General features: G+C 70.3%; 15 protein-coding genes. 8 read left to right on the top strand and 7 right to left on the bottom strand.

Translation table 11 applies throughout. The features are described 5' to 3' along the window. Window positions 1-112 precede the first annotated feature (112 nt). Entirely contained in the window at window positions 113-2,233 is a 2,121-nt protein-coding gene (gene tkt, locus F4561_RS15760; RefSeq protein WP_184579822.1) for a transketolase, read from the bottom strand. A 570-nt stretch (window positions 2,234-2,803) separates the two neighbouring features. On the opposite strand from tkt, the gene F4561_RS15755 reads away from it, so the two are divergent. Next, window positions 2,804-3,805, top strand: coding sequence for a heme o synthase (locus F4561_RS15755; protein WP_184579820.1), 1,002 nt, complete (start codon window positions 2,804-2,806; stop codon window positions 3,803-3,805). Between the two features lie 26 nt (window positions 3,806-3,831). Here the strand turns inward: F4561_RS15755 and F4561_RS15750 are convergent, their stop codons facing one another. Further along, the gene (locus F4561_RS15750; RefSeq protein WP_184579818.1) at window positions 3,832-4,248 is read right to left on the bottom strand and encodes a hypothetical protein; all 417 of its coding nucleotides are present in this window, start codon (window positions 4,246-4,248) and stop codon (window positions 3,832-3,834) included. A gap of 363 nt (window positions 4,249-4,611) precedes the next feature. Here F4561_RS15750 and F4561_RS15745 point away from each other — a divergent pair, with 363 nt between their 5' ends. Continuing rightward, the gene (locus F4561_RS15745) at window positions 4,612-5,940 is read left to right on the top strand and encodes a PrsW family intramembrane metalloprotease (RefSeq protein ID WP_184579816.1); all 1,329 of its coding nucleotides are present in this window, start codon (window positions 4,612-4,614) and stop codon (window positions 5,938-5,940) included. Here the strand turns inward: F4561_RS15745 and F4561_RS15740 are convergent. Both F4561_RS15740 and F4561_RS15735 read right to left on the bottom strand, forming a co-directional pair. Then, the gene (locus F4561_RS15740) at window positions 5,876-6,952 is read right to left on the bottom strand and encodes a COX15/CtaA family protein (RefSeq protein ID WP_184579814.1); all 1,077 of its coding nucleotides are present in this window, start codon (window positions 6,950-6,952) and stop codon (window positions 5,876-5,878) included. The two genes, F4561_RS15745 and F4561_RS15740, sit on opposite strands and share 65 nt — an antisense overlap. A 114-nt stretch (window positions 6,953-7,066) precedes the next feature. Next, window positions 7,067-7,957 carry an EamA family transporter gene (locus F4561_RS15735; RefSeq protein ID WP_184583710.1) on the bottom strand — a complete coding sequence of 297 codons (891 nt, stop codon included), beginning with the start codon at window positions 7,955-7,957 and terminating at the stop codon, window positions 7,067-7,069. Between the two features lie 183 nt (window positions 7,958-8,140). Here F4561_RS15735 and F4561_RS15730 point away from each other — a divergent pair, with 183 nt between their 5' ends. Next, window positions 8,141-9,361, top strand: coding sequence for an arginine deiminase (locus tag F4561_RS15730; RefSeq protein ID WP_184579812.1), 1,221 nt, complete (start codon window positions 8,141-8,143; stop codon window positions 9,359-9,361). A 72-nt stretch (window positions 9,362-9,433) separates the two neighbouring features. Here F4561_RS15730 and F4561_RS15725 read toward each other — a convergent pair whose 3' ends face one another. Beyond that, complete coding sequence (locus F4561_RS15725; RefSeq protein WP_184579810.1) at window positions 9,434-10,000, bottom strand: hypothetical protein; 567 nt, start codon at window positions 9,998-10,000, stop codon at window positions 9,434-9,436. A 43-nt stretch (window positions 10,001-10,043) separates the two neighbouring features. Beyond that, window positions 10,044-10,451 (bottom strand): hypothetical protein, encoded by a 408-nt coding sequence (locus F4561_RS15720; protein ID WP_184579808.1) that lies wholly within the window; start codon window positions 10,449-10,451, stop codon window positions 10,044-10,046. 186 nt (window positions 10,452-10,637) lie between these two features. On the opposite strand from F4561_RS15720, the gene F4561_RS15715 reads away from it, so the two are divergent. The 5 genes from F4561_RS15715 to F4561_RS15695 all read left to right on the top strand — a co-directional run bounded on the left by F4561_RS15715 (window position 10,638) and on the right by F4561_RS15695 (window position 14,404). After that, window positions 10,638-10,913, top strand: coding sequence for a helix-turn-helix transcriptional regulator (locus tag F4561_RS15715; RefSeq protein WP_184579806.1), 276 nt, complete (start codon window positions 10,638-10,640; stop codon window positions 10,911-10,913). A 61-nt stretch (window positions 10,914-10,974) separates the two neighbouring features. Then, a complete protein-coding gene (locus F4561_RS15710) occupies window positions 10,975-11,430 on the top strand; it encodes a hypothetical protein (protein ID WP_184579804.1) in 456 nt (151 codons plus the stop codon). Window positions 11,431-11,750: 320 nt separating this feature from the next. Then, complete coding sequence (locus F4561_RS15705; RefSeq protein WP_312885298.1) at window positions 11,751-12,692, top strand: ABC transporter ATP-binding protein; 942 nt, start codon at window positions 11,751-11,753, stop codon at window positions 12,690-12,692. After that, a complete protein-coding gene (locus tag F4561_RS15700; RefSeq protein WP_184579802.1) occupies window positions 12,689-13,906 on the top strand; it encodes an ABC transporter permease in 1,218 nt (405 codons plus the stop codon). Before F4561_RS15705 ends, F4561_RS15700 begins: the two co-directional genes overlap by 4 nt. Before the next feature lie 99 nt (window positions 13,907-14,005). Next, window positions 14,006-14,404 carry a hypothetical protein gene (locus tag F4561_RS15695; protein WP_184579800.1) on the top strand — a complete coding sequence of 133 codons (399 nt, stop codon included), beginning with the start codon at window positions 14,006-14,008 and terminating at the stop codon, window positions 14,402-14,404. Here F4561_RS15695 and F4561_RS15690 read toward each other — a convergent pair. Next, window positions 14,345-14,776 carry a hypothetical protein gene (locus F4561_RS15690; RefSeq protein WP_184579798.1) on the bottom strand — a complete coding sequence of 144 codons (432 nt, stop codon included), beginning with the start codon at window positions 14,774-14,776 and terminating at the stop codon, window positions 14,345-14,347. The two genes, F4561_RS15695 and F4561_RS15690, sit on opposite strands and share 60 nt — an antisense overlap. Window positions 14,777-14,835: the final 59 nt, after the last annotated feature.

Here is a 14,835-nt window from a genome sequence, read left to right as displayed (position 1 = left end):
TGGGGCGTCCGCGAGTGGCGGAGCCGTTTGGGCGCCACACCGGAGGTGCCCGAAGGTTCCCGGCTTCCGGGCACCCGACCCGGCGAGCGCCAGCGAGCCCAAAAAAACATTGCTAGTTCCCGGTCGTCGTTCCCTTATCGCGGCCCAGCCGGGCGATGCTGCCGTGTACCGCTGCGACCACGCGGTCGGATGTGATCCCGAACTGCTCGTAGAGCGTCTGGTACGGGGCCGAGGCCCCGAAGTGCTCCAGTCCGACGGTCTCGCCGGCTTCGCCGATGTATTCGCGCCACCCCAGTCCAATGCCGGCCTCGACCGCGACACGGGCCCGAACGGACGGCGGCAGCACCCGCTGCCGGTAGGCGTCGCCCTGCTCGTTGAACCATTCCACGCTTGGCATGGACACTACCCGCGTGGGTGTGCCCGACTCTTCGAGCCGTTCGCGGGCCTGCAGCGCGATCTCGACCTCGCTGCCGGTGGCGATGATGAGCGCCTCGGGCTCGGAGCCCGAGGCCTCGGCGAGGACGTATCCCCCTCGGGCGGTGCCCTCGGCGTCGCCCAGGTCACCGCGGTCGAGGGTGGGGACGTTCTGCCGGGTCAGCGCGAGCGCTGACGGGCGGTCGGTGTGCTGCATGACGGTCCGCCAGGCAACAACAGTCTCGTTGGCGTCCGCCGGGCGGATGACGTCCAGGCCCGGAATGGCCCGCAATGCCCACAGGTGCTCTACCGGCTGGTGGGTGGGGCCGTCCTCACCCAGGCCGATGGAGTCGTGCGTCCACACGTAGGTCACCGGCAGTCCCATGAGCGCGGCCAGCCGTACCGACGGGCGCATGTAGTCGCTGAACACCAGGAACGTTCCACCGTACGGCCGGGTGGGGCCGTGCAGCGCCATGCCGTTCAGCAGCGCGCCCATGCCGTGCTCGCGGACGCCGAAGTGCAGTACCCGGCCGAACCGGTTCCCGGAGAACGCCTTGGTGGAGTACTCCTCGGGGATGAACGACGGCTCGTCCTTGGGTGTGGTGTTGTTGGACCCGGCGAGGTCGGCGGAGCCGCCCCAGAGCTCGGGGAGGATGGGCGCCATGGCACTGAGGATCTCGCCACTGGCCTTGCGGGTGGCCATGCCTTTCTCGCTGGGCTCGAAGACCGGCAGCGCGTCCTCCCAGCCGTCGGGCAGCTTGCCCGAACGCAGCCGGTCGAACAGTTCGGTGCGCTCCCCGGCGCTGGCGCGCCACTCCTCGAACTCCCGCTGCCACGCGGCGCGGGCGTCGCGCCCGTGGTCGAGGGCGCGCCGCGTGTGGCGGAGTACGTCGTCGGCGACGTCGAACTGCGTGTCCGGGTTCAGCCCGAGGACCCGCTTGGTGGCCGCGACCTCCTCGGCGCCGAGGGCCGCGCCGTGCGCCGCACCGGTGTTCTGCTTGTTCGGGGCGGGCCAGCCGATGATCGTACGCAGCCTGATGAACGACGGCCGTTCGGTCTCGGCCTGGGCGGCGAGCACCGCGGCGTACAAGGCTTCGACGTCCTCGTGGTAGGTGTCGCCCGCGGCCCAGTCGACCTCCTGGACGTGCCACCCGTAGGCGGCGTAGCGCGCCGCGACGTCCTCGGAGAACGCGATCTGGGTGTCGTCCTCGATGGAGATGTGGTTGTCGTCGTAGATCAGGACGAGGTTGCCGAGCTTCTGCGTGCCGGCCAGCGCGCTCACCTCGTGGCTGACCCCCTCCTGGACGTCGCCGTCGGAGCAGATGGCGTAGATGAAGTGGTCGAACGGGCTTTCGCCGGGGGCGGACTCGGGGTCGAACAGGCCGCGCTCCCGACGCGCGGCCATGGCCATGCCGACCGCGTTACCGATCCCCTGCCCGAGGGGACCCGTGGTGGTCTCGACCCCCGCTGTGTGTCCGTACTCGGGGTGGCCGGGCGTGTGGCTGGCCCACTGCCGGAGCCGCTTGAGCTCTCCGAGGTCGAGCCCGTACCCGGCGAGGTAGAGCTGGATGTACAGGCTCAGGCTGGAGTGGCCGCAGGACAGCACGAAACGGTCGCGTCCGCTCCACTCGGGTTCGCTGGGGTCGTGCCGCATGACCTTCTGGAACAGCAGGTAGGCCGCGGGAGCCAGGCTCATTGCGGTGCCGGGGTGACCGGAGCCCGCCTCTTCTACGGCGTCCATGGCGAGAGCGCGGACCACATCGACGGCGCGACGGTCGGTCTCCGACCATTCAAGGGGCTTGGAGGTGTCGATGTTCACGCGGGCTCAGGGCTCCTTTCGGCATTCGGCTCAGCACACCGGGCTTCCTGTGGGACCAGGTCCGGTAACTGCGAGGTTATCCGTGGTTGAGGCGGCCTGCCAGGGTGGTTCGCGGGCCTGCGGAACGACCCGGGCCGGCCGTGGCTGGGGCGGCATGTGCGGCCAGGTGCGAGCCTATCGTCCGGATGGTTCCGCGGATATGTTCTGCACATCTCACTACGAGCGGTGGTGTGCCGCCGCCTCCGCGCACCCGGCGCCCGCCGGGCTCCGGCGCCTCGATAGGCTGCGCAGCGGAGCGCGCCGCCGCACTCCACGCGGGTCCCGCCCACGCCCCCGGTCAACCGGGCTCCAACGGAAGTACTACAGTATGTCGTTGACGGGGTTGGGCGTTCTTGACGTGGTGTCGGGAGTGGCCGAGATCCCGCTGTGGCGAGCAGTGAAGGTCCCTAGTACTTAGAGGTTCAGCGTGTCTGTGTCCGTAGTGCGGATGTCTCCCGCCGTGCGTTCCGGGCCGTGCGGACGCCCCGTGAACGAGCCGTGCGGCACCGGGCCGGGGGTGCGACGGACCCCATGACGCTGGTGAACCAACCCGAGCACGGCGCGTCCGACTCTTCGGCCGCCGAATCCGGCAACGCAACGCGGTCGGCCGCCCCACAGCCGGGCGGAAACGCGGCAGGGCTGCGCGCGTACGTGCGCGCCTATGTGGCGCTGTCCAAGCCGCGCGTCATCGAACTGCTGCTGATCACCACGATCCCGGTGATGTTCGTGGCCGCGGCTGGTGTGCCCCCGCTGTGGACCGCCGTAGCGACCCTGGTCTTCGGCACCATGTCGGCCGCCAGCGCCAACGCGATCAACTGCTACCTCGACCGCGACATCGACCAGGAGATGCGGCGCACCCGCCGTCGCCCGGTGGCCATGGACCAGGTCACCCCGCGTGGGGCGATGACCTACGGGCTCGTGCTCGCCGCCGGCTCGACGGCCGGGTTCGCGGTGTTCGTGAACTGGCTCTCGGCGGGGCTGTCGCTGTTCGCGATCCTCTTCTACATCTTCGGCTACACGATGCTGCTCAAGCGGCGTACCGCGCAGAACGTCGTGTGGGGCGGGATCGCCGGGTGCATGCCGGTGCTGATCGGGTGGTCCGCGATCACCGACCGGCTGGACTGGGCGCCGTTCGTGCTGTTCCTTGTGGTGTTCTTCTGGACGCCGCCGCACACATGGGCACTGGCGATGCGCTACCGCGAGGACTACGCCGCCGCCAAGGTCCCGATGCTGCCCGTGGTGGCGGGCGAGCGCCGGGTGCTGCTGGAGTGCGTGCTCTACAGTTGGGCGACCGTGGCCGTGTCGATGGCGCTCTGGCCGGTAGCCGGCACAACGCTCTTCTACCCGGTCGTGGCCCTCATTCTGGGCGGCATGCTCCTGGTGCAGGCGCACCGCCTGCTTATCCAGGTCCGCGCCGGTGCCACCGGCCCCCGGCTGCGGACGATGGGTTTCTTCCACCTGTCCAACGCCTACCTGGCGCTGCTCTTCGCCGCCGTCACCATCGACCCGCTGCTCGCCAACGCCCTGGGCTGACCGGTTGCGCGGTCCAGCCGCCGCTGTCAGGAACGGTTATGGTGCGCCGAGGTGCTCCAGCTCCACACGAGCACCCACGTGACCAGGGCGACCAGGACCATCGCGACGGGCACGTGCAGGTCGAGTATGCGGTGGCTGCCGAGGTAGGCCTGCCCGAAGCCCAGTGCGAACGCGACTGCGCTCAGCACGCCCGGCAGCGCCGACCCGCGGCCCGGCCACCAGAGCAGCACCGCCGCGCCGAACTGGATGCCGGCGGTGACGTGCAACACGATGGCACCCGTCGAGTGCAGCGGCAGGGCGCCGAACGCGCCGGACACCAACTGGCCGGCAGTGGCGAACTCGAACAGAAGCAGCGCCGCGTGCGCGAGCACGGCCGCACGCAGCAGCCACAGGTAAGGGGCTGCGGGCCGGGCCGCGGTGGAGGCGGTGGCTGTCGTGGGCATTCGGGAGGACTCCAAGCTCTACCGCGGACGTGTCGGGTACCGAGGCGGCTGAACTCTATCGCTTTGGATGTGAGAACCCGGTTAACTGGTCGGGCGCCTGGAAGCCGGGAACCTTCGGGCCCTCCGGCGTGGTCGCTCGTTCCTCGCTTTCCCCACCTCCGGACCCTCAGAACCCCGGCGGCGCCCGAGTGTGTTTTTTGGGCTCGCTTCGCTCGCGGGCGCCTGGGTGGCCGGGAACCTTCGGGCTCTGGCCGGTGCGGGCCACCGCGGGTGTGCCGCGCACCGCCCGCGGGAGAGGCGATTCCGCCGCTAAGGCGTGGCGCTCCCGGGGCGGCGGGGACCGGGTGGATACCATTGAAGGTCATGCCCGCACTCGACACCAAGGCGATCCTGCAGGGAACCGAACCCGGACGCCGATCCATCGCGCTGCGCGTCGGCATCACGGTCAGCATCGCCTGCGCTCTGGGCATGCTCGGCTACCTGTTGTGGGCAGGACTGGCCACCGGTGGGGTCACAGGTGCTGTCGGGTTCCTCCTCAGCGTGGCGGCGGCGGTCGTTCCGGTCGCCATCGTGGTCCCGTTGATCCTGCTGCTGGACCGGCTGGAGCCCGAACCGACCTCGATGCTGGCCTTCGCGTTCCTGTGGGGCGCGGGCGTGGCGATCGTGCTGTCCTTCCTGCTGAACACCGTGGGGATGGAGCTGTACGCGGTGCCGGTGTTCGGCCCCGACGCCGGGGTGGTTCTCAGCACGGCCGTGATCGCTCCGGTCGTGGAGGAGAGTGCCAAGGGGATCGTGCTGCTCCTGCTGCTCTGGCGGCACCGTCACGAGATCGACTCCTACACCGACGGCGTGATCTACGCCGCGATGGTGGCGATCGGGTTCGCCTTCTCCGAGAACGCCCTGTACTTCCTGACGTCGTTCTTCCAGGAAGGACTGTTCGGGCTGGTCTTCACGTTCGTGCTGCGCGGGCTGGTGGTGCCGTTCGCGCACCCCATCTACACCGCCATGATCGGTATCGGCGTCGCTTACGCGGCGATCCACCGCGGGCGGTCCCGGCTGTTCGCGCCGGTCGCCGGATGGGTCGCGGCCGTGGGGCTGCACGCGATCTGGAACTGGGCGACGACCTTCGGCTGGGGTGGGCTCGCCATCGCCTACGTCCTACTCTTCGGCGTGTTCGTGGTGATCATCGCGATCGCGGTGCGCGATCGTCGCCGCCAGGTGGGCGCGATCGCCCACCACCTGCCGCGCTACATCCCCACGGGCCTGGTCACCACGAACGACATCCGGATGCTCAGCTCGATGGGCGGACGCCGCGCTGCGCGGTTGTGGGCGCGGCGCAACGCCGGCCAGCGCGGCCGGCGGGCGATGAAGGACTACCAGCTCGCCGCGACCGAACTGGCGCTGCTGCACCAGCGCCTGGACCGCGGCGTGGCGCGGCCCAACCCTGAGCGGCGGCGCGACGCGATCCTGGCGCTCATGCACGTCGCGCGCGAGGTTTTCCTGGGGCGGGCGCGGGTGCCCGCGGCACCGGCGTGGGCACCGACGACGACCGACTCCGGGTTCCTCACCCGCTCCGACTTCGCGCACGTCATCACGCAGGCCCACGCAGCACGGCAGGAGCCCGGAGCTAGTGGCCAGCCGCCCCCGCAGGAGCCCCCGCCTCCGGGGCCGCAGGGGCCGGGCCCTCGCTGACCGCATCGCCGGCGACGCGCTCCGAGGTGGCGAAGTACAGCCGGACGATGGCGACCCAGGTGAGGACGGCGCCCAGGACGTGCGCCACCACGAGCCCTTCGGGAACTCCCATGAAGTACTGCGTGTAGCCGATGGCGCCCTGCCCGAGGAGCGCCGCCAGTACCAGCCACGCCTGGACCCGGGCCTGGCGCGGTGCTCCGCGGACGAGCAGCACGATCAGGGCGGCGGTGAGGAGGACGACGAGCCATGCCAGCAGGGAGTGCACCCGGGAGATCAGGACCATGTCCAACCCCCAGCGCGGGGCGTCCGGATCGCCGCTGTGCGGGCCGTTTCCGGTGACGATGGTGCCCGCCACCAGCACGAGGAACCCGGCGGCGACCAGCGCCAGGGTGAGCGCGCGGGCGGACGGGGTGACCGTGGGCCGCGTCGCACCTTCAGGTTCGCGGCAACGGACGTACAGCGCGACGGCGACGGCCAGGACGAGCATGGAGAGCAGGAAGTGCGCGGTGACCGTGATCGGGTGCAGCCCGCTCCACACGGTGACACCGCCGACCGCCGCCTGACCGGCGACCCCCACGACGATGGCGGCGGCCATGGCGGTCAGGTCGCGCCGCCGCGGACGCGTCCGCAGCAGTGCAGCGAGCACAATCACGCCCACGGCCAGTACCGGGAGCGCCAGGGTCCGATTGCCGAACTCGATCGCGGCCTGCAGGGTGCTGTGTGCCGTGTCGGCCGGCACGAAGCTGTCGGGGGTGCACCTGGGCCACTCCGGGCAGCCCAGACCCGATCCGGTGACCCGCACGGTGGCGCCACTGAGCGTGATCACCGCGTTGGCGACGATGTTCCCCAGCGCCCACCACCGCAGCGACGACATGCGCCCTCGGAGCAACGGCCGCGCCAGCAGGACGAGCACCGTGACGCCGGTTATCGAGACCGCGCCCTGCCACGCCCACAACGGCAGACCGAGGACCATCATGCCGTCCGCGGCGAACGCGGGTGGGGAACCAACCATACGACGCACTGTAGTAGATGCCGGGGAGCTCCTCGGAACCACGGTGCGCTTCCTCCGCTGGAGGGCGGCCTACCGCCAGCGGTACCCGTTCTCGCGGCCGACCAGAGAGGGGCCTCAGCCCCGGCCGCCGCTGTCCGCTTCGCCCGTTCGCTCCTCATTGGAGCGCCGCTGCGTCCGGGTGGCCCCCGCGCTCGCCGTGATCACGCAGGCAACCGCGATCCACTGCACCACCGACAGGAACTCGGCGAGCAGCACCATCCCCACCAGAGCGGCCGCAGCGGGCTGCAGGCTCATCAGGATCCCGAACACGCGCGGCGGCATCCGCCGCAGAGCCCGCATCTCCAGGGAGTAGGGCAGCACCGAGGACAGCACCCCGACGAATAGGCCGACGAGCAGCAGGCGCGGGTCCAGCAGGGCGGCCCCGCCCTGGGCCACCGCGGCCGGCCCGATGAACAGCACACCGACCACGCTGGCGATAGCCAGCCCCGACGTCCCGGTGAACCGCCTCCCGGTCGCGGCGCTGAGCAGGATGTAGCACGCCCACGCCGTGGCGGCGAGCAGCGCGAAGCCGATTCCGATCAGATCCAGGGCCGAGCCGCCGCGGCCGAGCAGCAGCACGCCCATACCGGCGAGCGTCACCCACACCAGGTCGAGCGCGCGCCGCGAGCCGACGATGGCCACCGTGAGAGGGCCGAGGAACTCGATGGTCACCGCGATCCCGAGCGGGATACGCGCGAACGACTCGTAGATCGCGAAATTCATGGTGGCGAGGGCCAACCCGAAGGCGACCACGACCAGCCAGTCGGCGCGGCTCCGGCCCCTGAGGGCCGGCCGGGCGAGCACGAGCAGGACGGCGGCGGAGGTCAGCAGGCGCAGCCACACGACCGCGCTGGGTGGCAGGACCGCGAACAGGTTCTTTGCGACCCCGGCACCGGCCTGCACGGAGAGAATGCCGATCAGGACAAAGCCGGCGGGCGGGATGGAGTCGCCGGCAGCGCGTACCAGGGCGGCACCGCGGGGCGGCCACGCCCGCCACCCCGTCCCGGCGTATCCGCCGGACGAACCGATCGAACCCACGTCTGGTCACCCTACGCCGCTCCCAGACCCGGCAGTGCCCTGCCTCCGGCTCGGTGGGCGGGTCGCGGGTATAGTCGGGAACGGTCACGACACCGGCAGGGACCGGAGGGCATGAATTTCTCGGTCGCATCCGAGGTGGGCCAGCTTCGCCAGGTCATCGTGCATCGTCCGGATCTCGAACTTATGCGGCTCACCCCGTCGAACAACGAGGTGCTGCTGTTCGACGACGTTCCGTGGGTGAAGCGCGCCCGCGAGGAGCACGACGACTTCGTCGCGCGGCTGCGCGAGCGCGGAGTGCGGGTGCACCACTTCCACATCCTGCTCCAGGACGTGCTGGCCATCCCCGCGGCCAGGAAGCACATCCTGGACAACCTGCTGGACGAGCGGTTCTACGGGCCGATCGCGATCGGGCCGATCCGCGACGCCTTCGAGGCCATGCCCGACGCGACCCTGCGGAGACACCTCGTCGGCGGGATCACCAAGCGGGAGCTGCTGCAGCGCATCGCGGAACCGCGGTCGGTGTGGTTCCACACGCTCGGCCTGGACGACTTCGTGCTCGCGCCGCTGCCCAACCACCTCTTCACCCGCGACACCTCAAGCTGGCTCTACAACGGGGTGTCGATCAACCCCATGCGCCGGAAGGCGCGCCGCCGGGAGACGATCCACTACGAGGCGATCTACCACTGGCACCCCCTGTTCGCGGATGGCGGTTTCGAGATCTGGAACCCGGGGCCGTCCTGGGCACCGGCGACCATCGAGGGCGGCGACGTCATGCCCATCGGGAACGGGGCGGTGCTGATCGGGTTGAGCGAGCGGACCCAGCCGCAGGCGGTCGAGCTGCTGGCGCGTGAGCTGTTCGCCCGCGGGGGAGCCGACCGCATTGTCGGGCTCTGGATGCCCAAGGCCCGGGCGGTGATGCATCTCGACACCGTGATGACCAACGTGGACCACGGCGTCTTCACGAAGTACGCGGGCCTGGGCATGCTGCCCTCCTACACGATCGAGCCGGGCGACTCTGAGACGGAGCTCAGGGTCATCGACCATCCGCCGGAGGAGATGCACCGCGCGATCGCGCGGGCCGCCGGCCTCGACGACATCACGGTGCTCACCCCGACCCAGGACGTGTTCTCCACGGAGCGCGAGCAGTGGGACGACGGCTGCAACGTTTTCGCGGTGGAGCCCGGCGTGGTACTCGCCTACGAGCGCAACGTCACCTCCAACACCTGTCTGCGCAGGAACGGCATCGAAGTGATCACGGTCAGCGGCGGCGAGCTCGGCCGCGGGCGCGGTGGGCCGCACTGCATGACCTGCCCGATCGAGCGCGACGCCTGACGAGGCGCCGTTCCTGGGCAGGACTCGGGTCGCGTACCAGGCGGTCGACTGGCGCGGTGCCGCGCCGGCGGTTTAACGTGCTCCGCCCTCAGGCGCCTCGGGTGGGGGCGCACCGTGCGGTGGGGAGTGCCCGGAGCCGGGCGGCGGAGCCCACTGGCCAGGGGCCGGATGCTGGCCCTGCGGCGCGGCTCCGTGGGGGGCGGGCCGCGCCTGTTGCGGCTGCTGCTGCGGCTGCTGGTACTGGCCCGGGGCGCCGTAGCCGCCGCCGTGCGGGGCCGCCGCGTACTGCGCGCCGCTGTAGGGGGCGCCGGGTTGTGGCCCGTGCTGCCGTGGCGGCGCGAGTTCGCGCTCCCGGATCACCAGAGCGATGAGATACAGCACGAGCGCGGCGGTGAAGATAAGCGAGGTCGCTATGCGCAAGACCGGAATCAGGAAGCCGTAGGCGCTCGTCAATGACAAGGTGCCGAAGTGGCTCCAGAGGAGCCACGGGGTGGCGATGAGCACGTACAGGATCAGTGCGGAACCGGCCAAACCGACGGCGAACCGTCCGCGTGTGCACCTGCGGACACGGAACAGCGTGAAGACGCCGATCGCCATGCACACGGCGTCGAGAAGCAGGCCAACGACAACGGATGTCATGAGAAGGGCTCCGTGGCGTGAGGTCGCGTGGCGCGGGAGGTTGTCATGCGCCGGGGTGGGGGCCGGTGCCACCTTGGTGCGGCGCGGCTGGCGCGGGCTGATGGTGGGGGGCTGGCGGGTGCGGTGAACTGCCGGGTGGTACCGGCGACGCGGCCGGCTTCGGCTTCGCCGTGGCGGCGAGGGCCAGCAGCAGGAACCCCGCGAGTAGCGTCAGGAAGCTCAACCAGCTCAGGACGTTCATCGTCATCGCGGGGATCTGGTTGCCGATGTAGGCATAGAGAACCAGATCTCGCAGGAGGCTCCATCCCGCGTTCGCGATGATCAGCAGCAGCCCGATCACGGTGAGCACGCGTGAGGACCGCGCCATCAGGGCGACCAAGAGCAGCCCGGCGAACGCGGGCAGCAGGAGCGGAACGTTGGCGAGGATCGAGAGGACCTCGGGTGAGAGCACGTGAACTCCGTTGGATGAACGAGTGAGGCGACACTCTAGACGCTGTCGCCGGTACGTGCCAGTTCGCTGGCCGGCCAGATGCGCACCGGTGCGGGCCGGGGAGGGCGGCGGCGCGGCGCTGGCGCTCCGGTTCCCGCGTGATGGGTTGGCTTGTCTGGATGTTGGGTTTGGGGAATCCTTCGTTGTATGAGTCCGGCGAGTCGGGGCACCCGGTTGCCCATCCACAACAGGTTGCGCGTACTGCGGGCGGAACGCGGCATCAGCCGGACGCAACTGGCCGAGATGGTGGACGTCAATCCCCAGACCGTCGGAGCCCTGGAGCGGGGCGACCACTACCCTAGTCTTGACCTGGCGTTTCGGCTCTGTGACGTGTTCGGGCTTCCCGTGGAGGCGGTCTTCAGCCGGGAGCCCTTCGCTCCACTCTCCGAGTCCGTTTACGGCGGTGGGCCGGGTGCGCGGTGACGCGGTGTCCCGGCCGGGGCGGACCGATCCCACGACGTGCTCGAGTGGCAGGAGTGACGTGATGCAGCAGCGCCGATCCTCGTGGCGTAGCCGGAGCCCGCGTCGTGCGGTCGCCCTGCTGTGGGCTCTCGGGCTCGTGGGCCTGGTACTGGGAGCACTGCTCGGCGACTCCTCCGAGCTCGGATCCGGTTGGAGCGTGTGTTACGGCCTGTGGGTGGCTGTCTGGCTGGTGCTGCGGGCCGCAACGCGGGGCGTGACCGAACGGCCTCCGTCTCAACTGGATGAGCGGGAGCTGAAGATCCACGATCGGTTCCTCTCGCTCGGCTACTACACCGCTTTGGTCGGCTGCGCTCTCGTGGTGGTCCATCTGCAGGTGATCTCGCACGTGGACCCCACCGGTGTCGCCCAGAGCTCGCAGTTGCTGCTCATCACGCTGGGCCTGGCGGGGTCGGTTCCAACGGTGGCCTTCGCCTGGACCGCGCCGGACGAGGACCCCGAGGATTTCGAGGTCGGGTGAGTCGGGTGAGAGCGCCGTTCCGGAGCGCGCTACGGCCGTTCTGAGCGGCGAGGCGGGGGCTTTGGCGGTGTCCGGGTGGCTCGGGGGCCGGCCACCGCGGGCACGCTGCCGGCGGTACCGGTCAGCCACGCCCGCTCTCTCGTGGGAGACCGGTACCCGGTTGGGTCATCGCCGCCGGGCAACTAGCCGAGGCCGGGTGGGGTGGTCCGGCCGGTCTCGGGCCTCAGTAGCGTCTGCCGTGGTTAAAGCTCCGTATAGTAGACCACTATTTATGTTGTGTTTTCCCAACAGTTTGTCTTATTGTCCCTGTTGAACGTTGGGTGATTCTCAAAAGTGCGGGACATGGGGTGGTGCACGTGCGGGCGCTGGAGGTCGACGGAGTCAGCAAGCGCTACGGCGACGCGGTGGCCCTGCGGGACATGACGTTCCACGTCAACGGAGGTGAGCTCTTCGGGTTCGTCGGCGGCAACGGTGCTGGCAAGACCACCGCCATGCGGATCATCCTCGGGGTGCTCGCCGCGGACGCCGGGGAGGTTCGCTGGCGGGGCGAGCGCATCGACCTGGAAGCGCGCCGGCGTGTCGGCTACATGCCGGAGGAACGCGGCCTCTACCCCAAAATGCGGGTGCGCGACCAGTTGACCTACCTGGCTGAGCTGCACGGAATCGGCAGGCGTGCCGCGCGCGCGACGGTCGGCGCGTGGCTGGAACGGCTCGGTCTGAGCGCCCGCCGCAACGACGAGGTCGACCGGCTCAGCCTGGGCAACCAGCAACGGGTCCAGTTGGCCGCAGCGCTGGTCCACGCCCCCGAGGTCCTGGTGCTGGACGAACCATTCGCCGGTCTTGACCCCATGGCGGTGGACGTCATGAGCGAGGTGCTGCGCGAAAAGGCCGCGGCCGGGATCCCGGTGCTGTTCTCCAGCCATCAGCTCGATCTGGTCGAGCGCTTATGCGACCGGGTGGGGATCGTTCGGGCGGGGGCGATGATCGCCTGCGGGTCGGTCGAGGAGCTGCGCTCGGACACCGCCCGACGATTCGTGGTCGACCTTTCCGGACGCGACCCGGCCTGGGCCGAGGAGCTTGCGGGGGTGTCGGTGCTGGAGGCCGCCGGTGGGCGTGTCCACCTCGAACTCGCCGACGACGTCGACGACCAGGAGGTGCTCGCCGCGGCGATGCGGCACGGTCCCGTCCAGGAGTTCGGCCCGAACCGCCCGGGCCTGACGGAGCTTTTCCGCACCGCCGTGAGTGCGGAGACCCCGGCATGACCACCGCGCGAACGCGCAACGGGCGCCTGGGGAGCGCGGCGACGGTCCTGCTGGTCGCCAGACGGGAAGTCAGCACCCGGCTACGCGCCCGGTCCTACGTGCTCAGCACACTGCTCCTCGTCCTCGTGGTCGTGGGTATGACCATCGGGGCGTCCACTCTGCAGGAAGAGGAACACCACGTCGTCGCGGCCACCCCGGAGGCGGCGGGATACTTCGAAGCGGTCCGGGCCACGGCGCAGGAAACCGGCACCGACGTGGACCACCGGGACGTCTCCACCCGGGGCCAGGCAGAGGAGCGGGTGCGCGAGGGTGAGATCGACGCGCTGCTGACCGGGGGGCCGCACGAGCGCGAGATCGTCGTCGCCGGGGAGCTCTCCCCGGACCTTCGGGCGCTCCTCGACGGCACCGTGCGCCAAGAGCGGCTCGCCGCCGAACTGGCGGGCACCAACGCCGATTCCGAGGCCGTGCAGGACGCGCTGTCGGCACCGGTGAAGACCCGCGACCTGGGCGCTGGCGACTCCGCGGTCAGCGAGCGGCTCGTGCTCAGCATGATCGCCGTGGGGATGCTCTACGTCTTCCTCGTTGTCTTCGGGATCTACGTCGCGCAGGGGGTGGTGGAGGAGAAGGCCACCCGGATGGTGGAGCTCCTGCTCTCAACCGTGCGCCCGTGGCAGTTGATGGCCGGCAAGGTGCTGGGGATCGGCGCGGTGGGGGTGCTGCAGTTCGCGGCGATCGTCGTGGCGGCCCTGGGATCGCTGGCCGCCACCGGCCAATTGGGCGCCGTCCCCGACACCACCAGCGGTGCCGCCGCGTCCGCACTGCTCTGGTTCGTGTTGGGCTATCTCCTCTTTGGGACTCTCCTTGGAGCCTCAGGGGCGCTCGTCTCCCGCCAGGAGGACGTGCAGCCCGTGGTGCAACCGGTGATGGCGCTCCTCGCGGTTCCTTTTGTGGTCGGCGTCATGCTCGTCACCAGGGCTCCCCACAACCCGGGGACCGCGGTAGAGCTGCTTTCCCTGGTTCCGCTCTTCTCCCCGGTGTTGATGCCGCTGCGTTCTGCGCTTGGGGAGGTCCCCGCTTGGCAGTCCGTGCTCTCGGTGGGGCTGACCGCAGTTGTGCTGGCCGTCTGCGTCGCGCTGGCGGCTCGGGTCTACGCCAACGCGATCCTGCGCACGGGGGGTCGGGTCAGGGCGCTGGAGGCGCTTCGTGCCAGGTGAGCAGGCTGGCGGGAACGCGCTGCGGGGCGTGGCCGCGAGGCGCTTCCAGGAGGACCGACCCAGGCACGACCAACTCGAAAGCAAGGAAAGGAACAGCGAATGGGAACGCGATCCGAGCAAGCACGGCAGGCAGCCCCGTTCCTCACCGTGCGGCAGGCGGCCGTGGCCGCGGTCTTCGTCGCCGGGATGGGCGCCCTCATGGAAATGGACGACTACGCCTACTACCTCATGGTCGGGTGGATCGTGCTCTACGGGCTGGTCGCCACGAGGATGGCGCCGAAGGGGGAGGGCAGGGCGAGTCCCGCCTTTCGGGTCGGTGCCGCCGTTTCGGTCGTTGTCCTGGTCCTCGCCGTCTACGCGGGGGCGCGCCTGGCCTTGGAGTCCCTGGGGGCGCCCCTTCCCAGCGCGCTGGCCGGTGGCGTTGCCGGTGTACTGGTGCTAGCCCTGTTCCCGCTGATCAACCGGATCGGCGGACGCAGCGGCCCCGCTCCCCGGTGAGGAACCCGGATCCGGCCGGCCGGGCCGGGGCTCGAAACCCGCGTGCTCGGCCGGTGCGGCGTCCATGGGGGACACGCGCCGGCCGAAGATCATCGCGAAGACCAGTAGCCAGGCCGCGAACTCCACACCGGGCTGCACCAGGGTCATGATGAGGGCGACGACGGTCTCCCCGGTGAGCCCGGTACTGACCTGGACCAGGAGCCACAGGAACGGCAGAGCCGCCGCCAGGAGGTGGGCCGCCAGCGCGGCCCACAGCAGGCGCGCACGGGGAGGGCGGCGGCGCAGGATAAGCAGCGCGCCTATCCCGAGCACAACGATGGGTGGCCCGAGCGTCCGCACCAGGGTGACCAGTGGCACTCCGATGTATTCCACGAGGATCGACCCTACCGAGTCGGCCCGCGCCCCGGCACCGGGGGCGGGTGCCGCACGTG

The organism is Lipingzhangella halophila, assembly GCF_014203805.1.
GTDB classification, from domain to species: domain Bacteria; phylum Actinomycetota; class Actinomycetes; order Streptosporangiales; family Streptosporangiaceae; genus Lipingzhangella; species Lipingzhangella halophila.
The sequence above is the reverse complement of the archived record's forward strand: the minus strand, read 5'-3'. Positions and strand labels throughout refer to the sequence as shown.

Bases quoted from the DNA above. Each gene is read 5' to 3' on its own strand.
- F4561_RS15750 (WP_184579818.1), bottom strand. From the start codon at position 4,248: ATGCCCACGACAGCCACCGCCTCCACCGCGGCCCGGCCCGCAGCCCCT.
- F4561_RS15710 (WP_184579804.1), top strand. From the start codon at position 10,975: ATGCAGCAGCGCCGATCCTCGTGGCGTAGCCGGAGCCCGCGTCGTGCG.
- F4561_RS15755 (WP_184579820.1), top strand. From the start codon at position 2,804: ATGACGCTGGTGAACCAACCCGAGCACGGCGCGTCCGACTCTTCGGCC.
- F4561_RS15715 (WP_184579806.1), top strand. From the start codon at position 10,638: ATGAGTCCGGCGAGTCGGGGCACCCGGTTGCCCATCCACAACAGGTTG.
- F4561_RS15700 (WP_184579802.1), top strand. From the start codon at position 12,689: ATGACCACCGCGCGAACGCGCAACGGGCGCCTGGGGAGCGCGGCGACG.
- F4561_RS15725 (WP_184579810.1), bottom strand. From the start codon at position 10,000: ATGACATCCGTTGTCGTTGGCCTGCTTCTCGACGCCGTGTGCATGGCG.
- F4561_RS15730 (WP_184579812.1), top strand. From the start codon at position 8,141: ATGAATTTCTCGGTCGCATCCGAGGTGGGCCAGCTTCGCCAGGTCATC.
- F4561_RS15695 (WP_184579800.1), top strand. From the start codon at position 14,006: ATGGGAACGCGATCCGAGCAAGCACGGCAGGCAGCCCCGTTCCTCACC.
- F4561_RS15740 (WP_184579814.1), bottom strand. From the start codon at position 6,952: ATGGTTGGTTCCCCACCCGCGTTCGCCGCGGACGGCATGATGGTCCTC.
- F4561_RS15745 (WP_184579816.1), top strand. From the start codon at position 4,612: ATGCCCGCACTCGACACCAAGGCGATCCTGCAGGGAACCGAACCCGGA.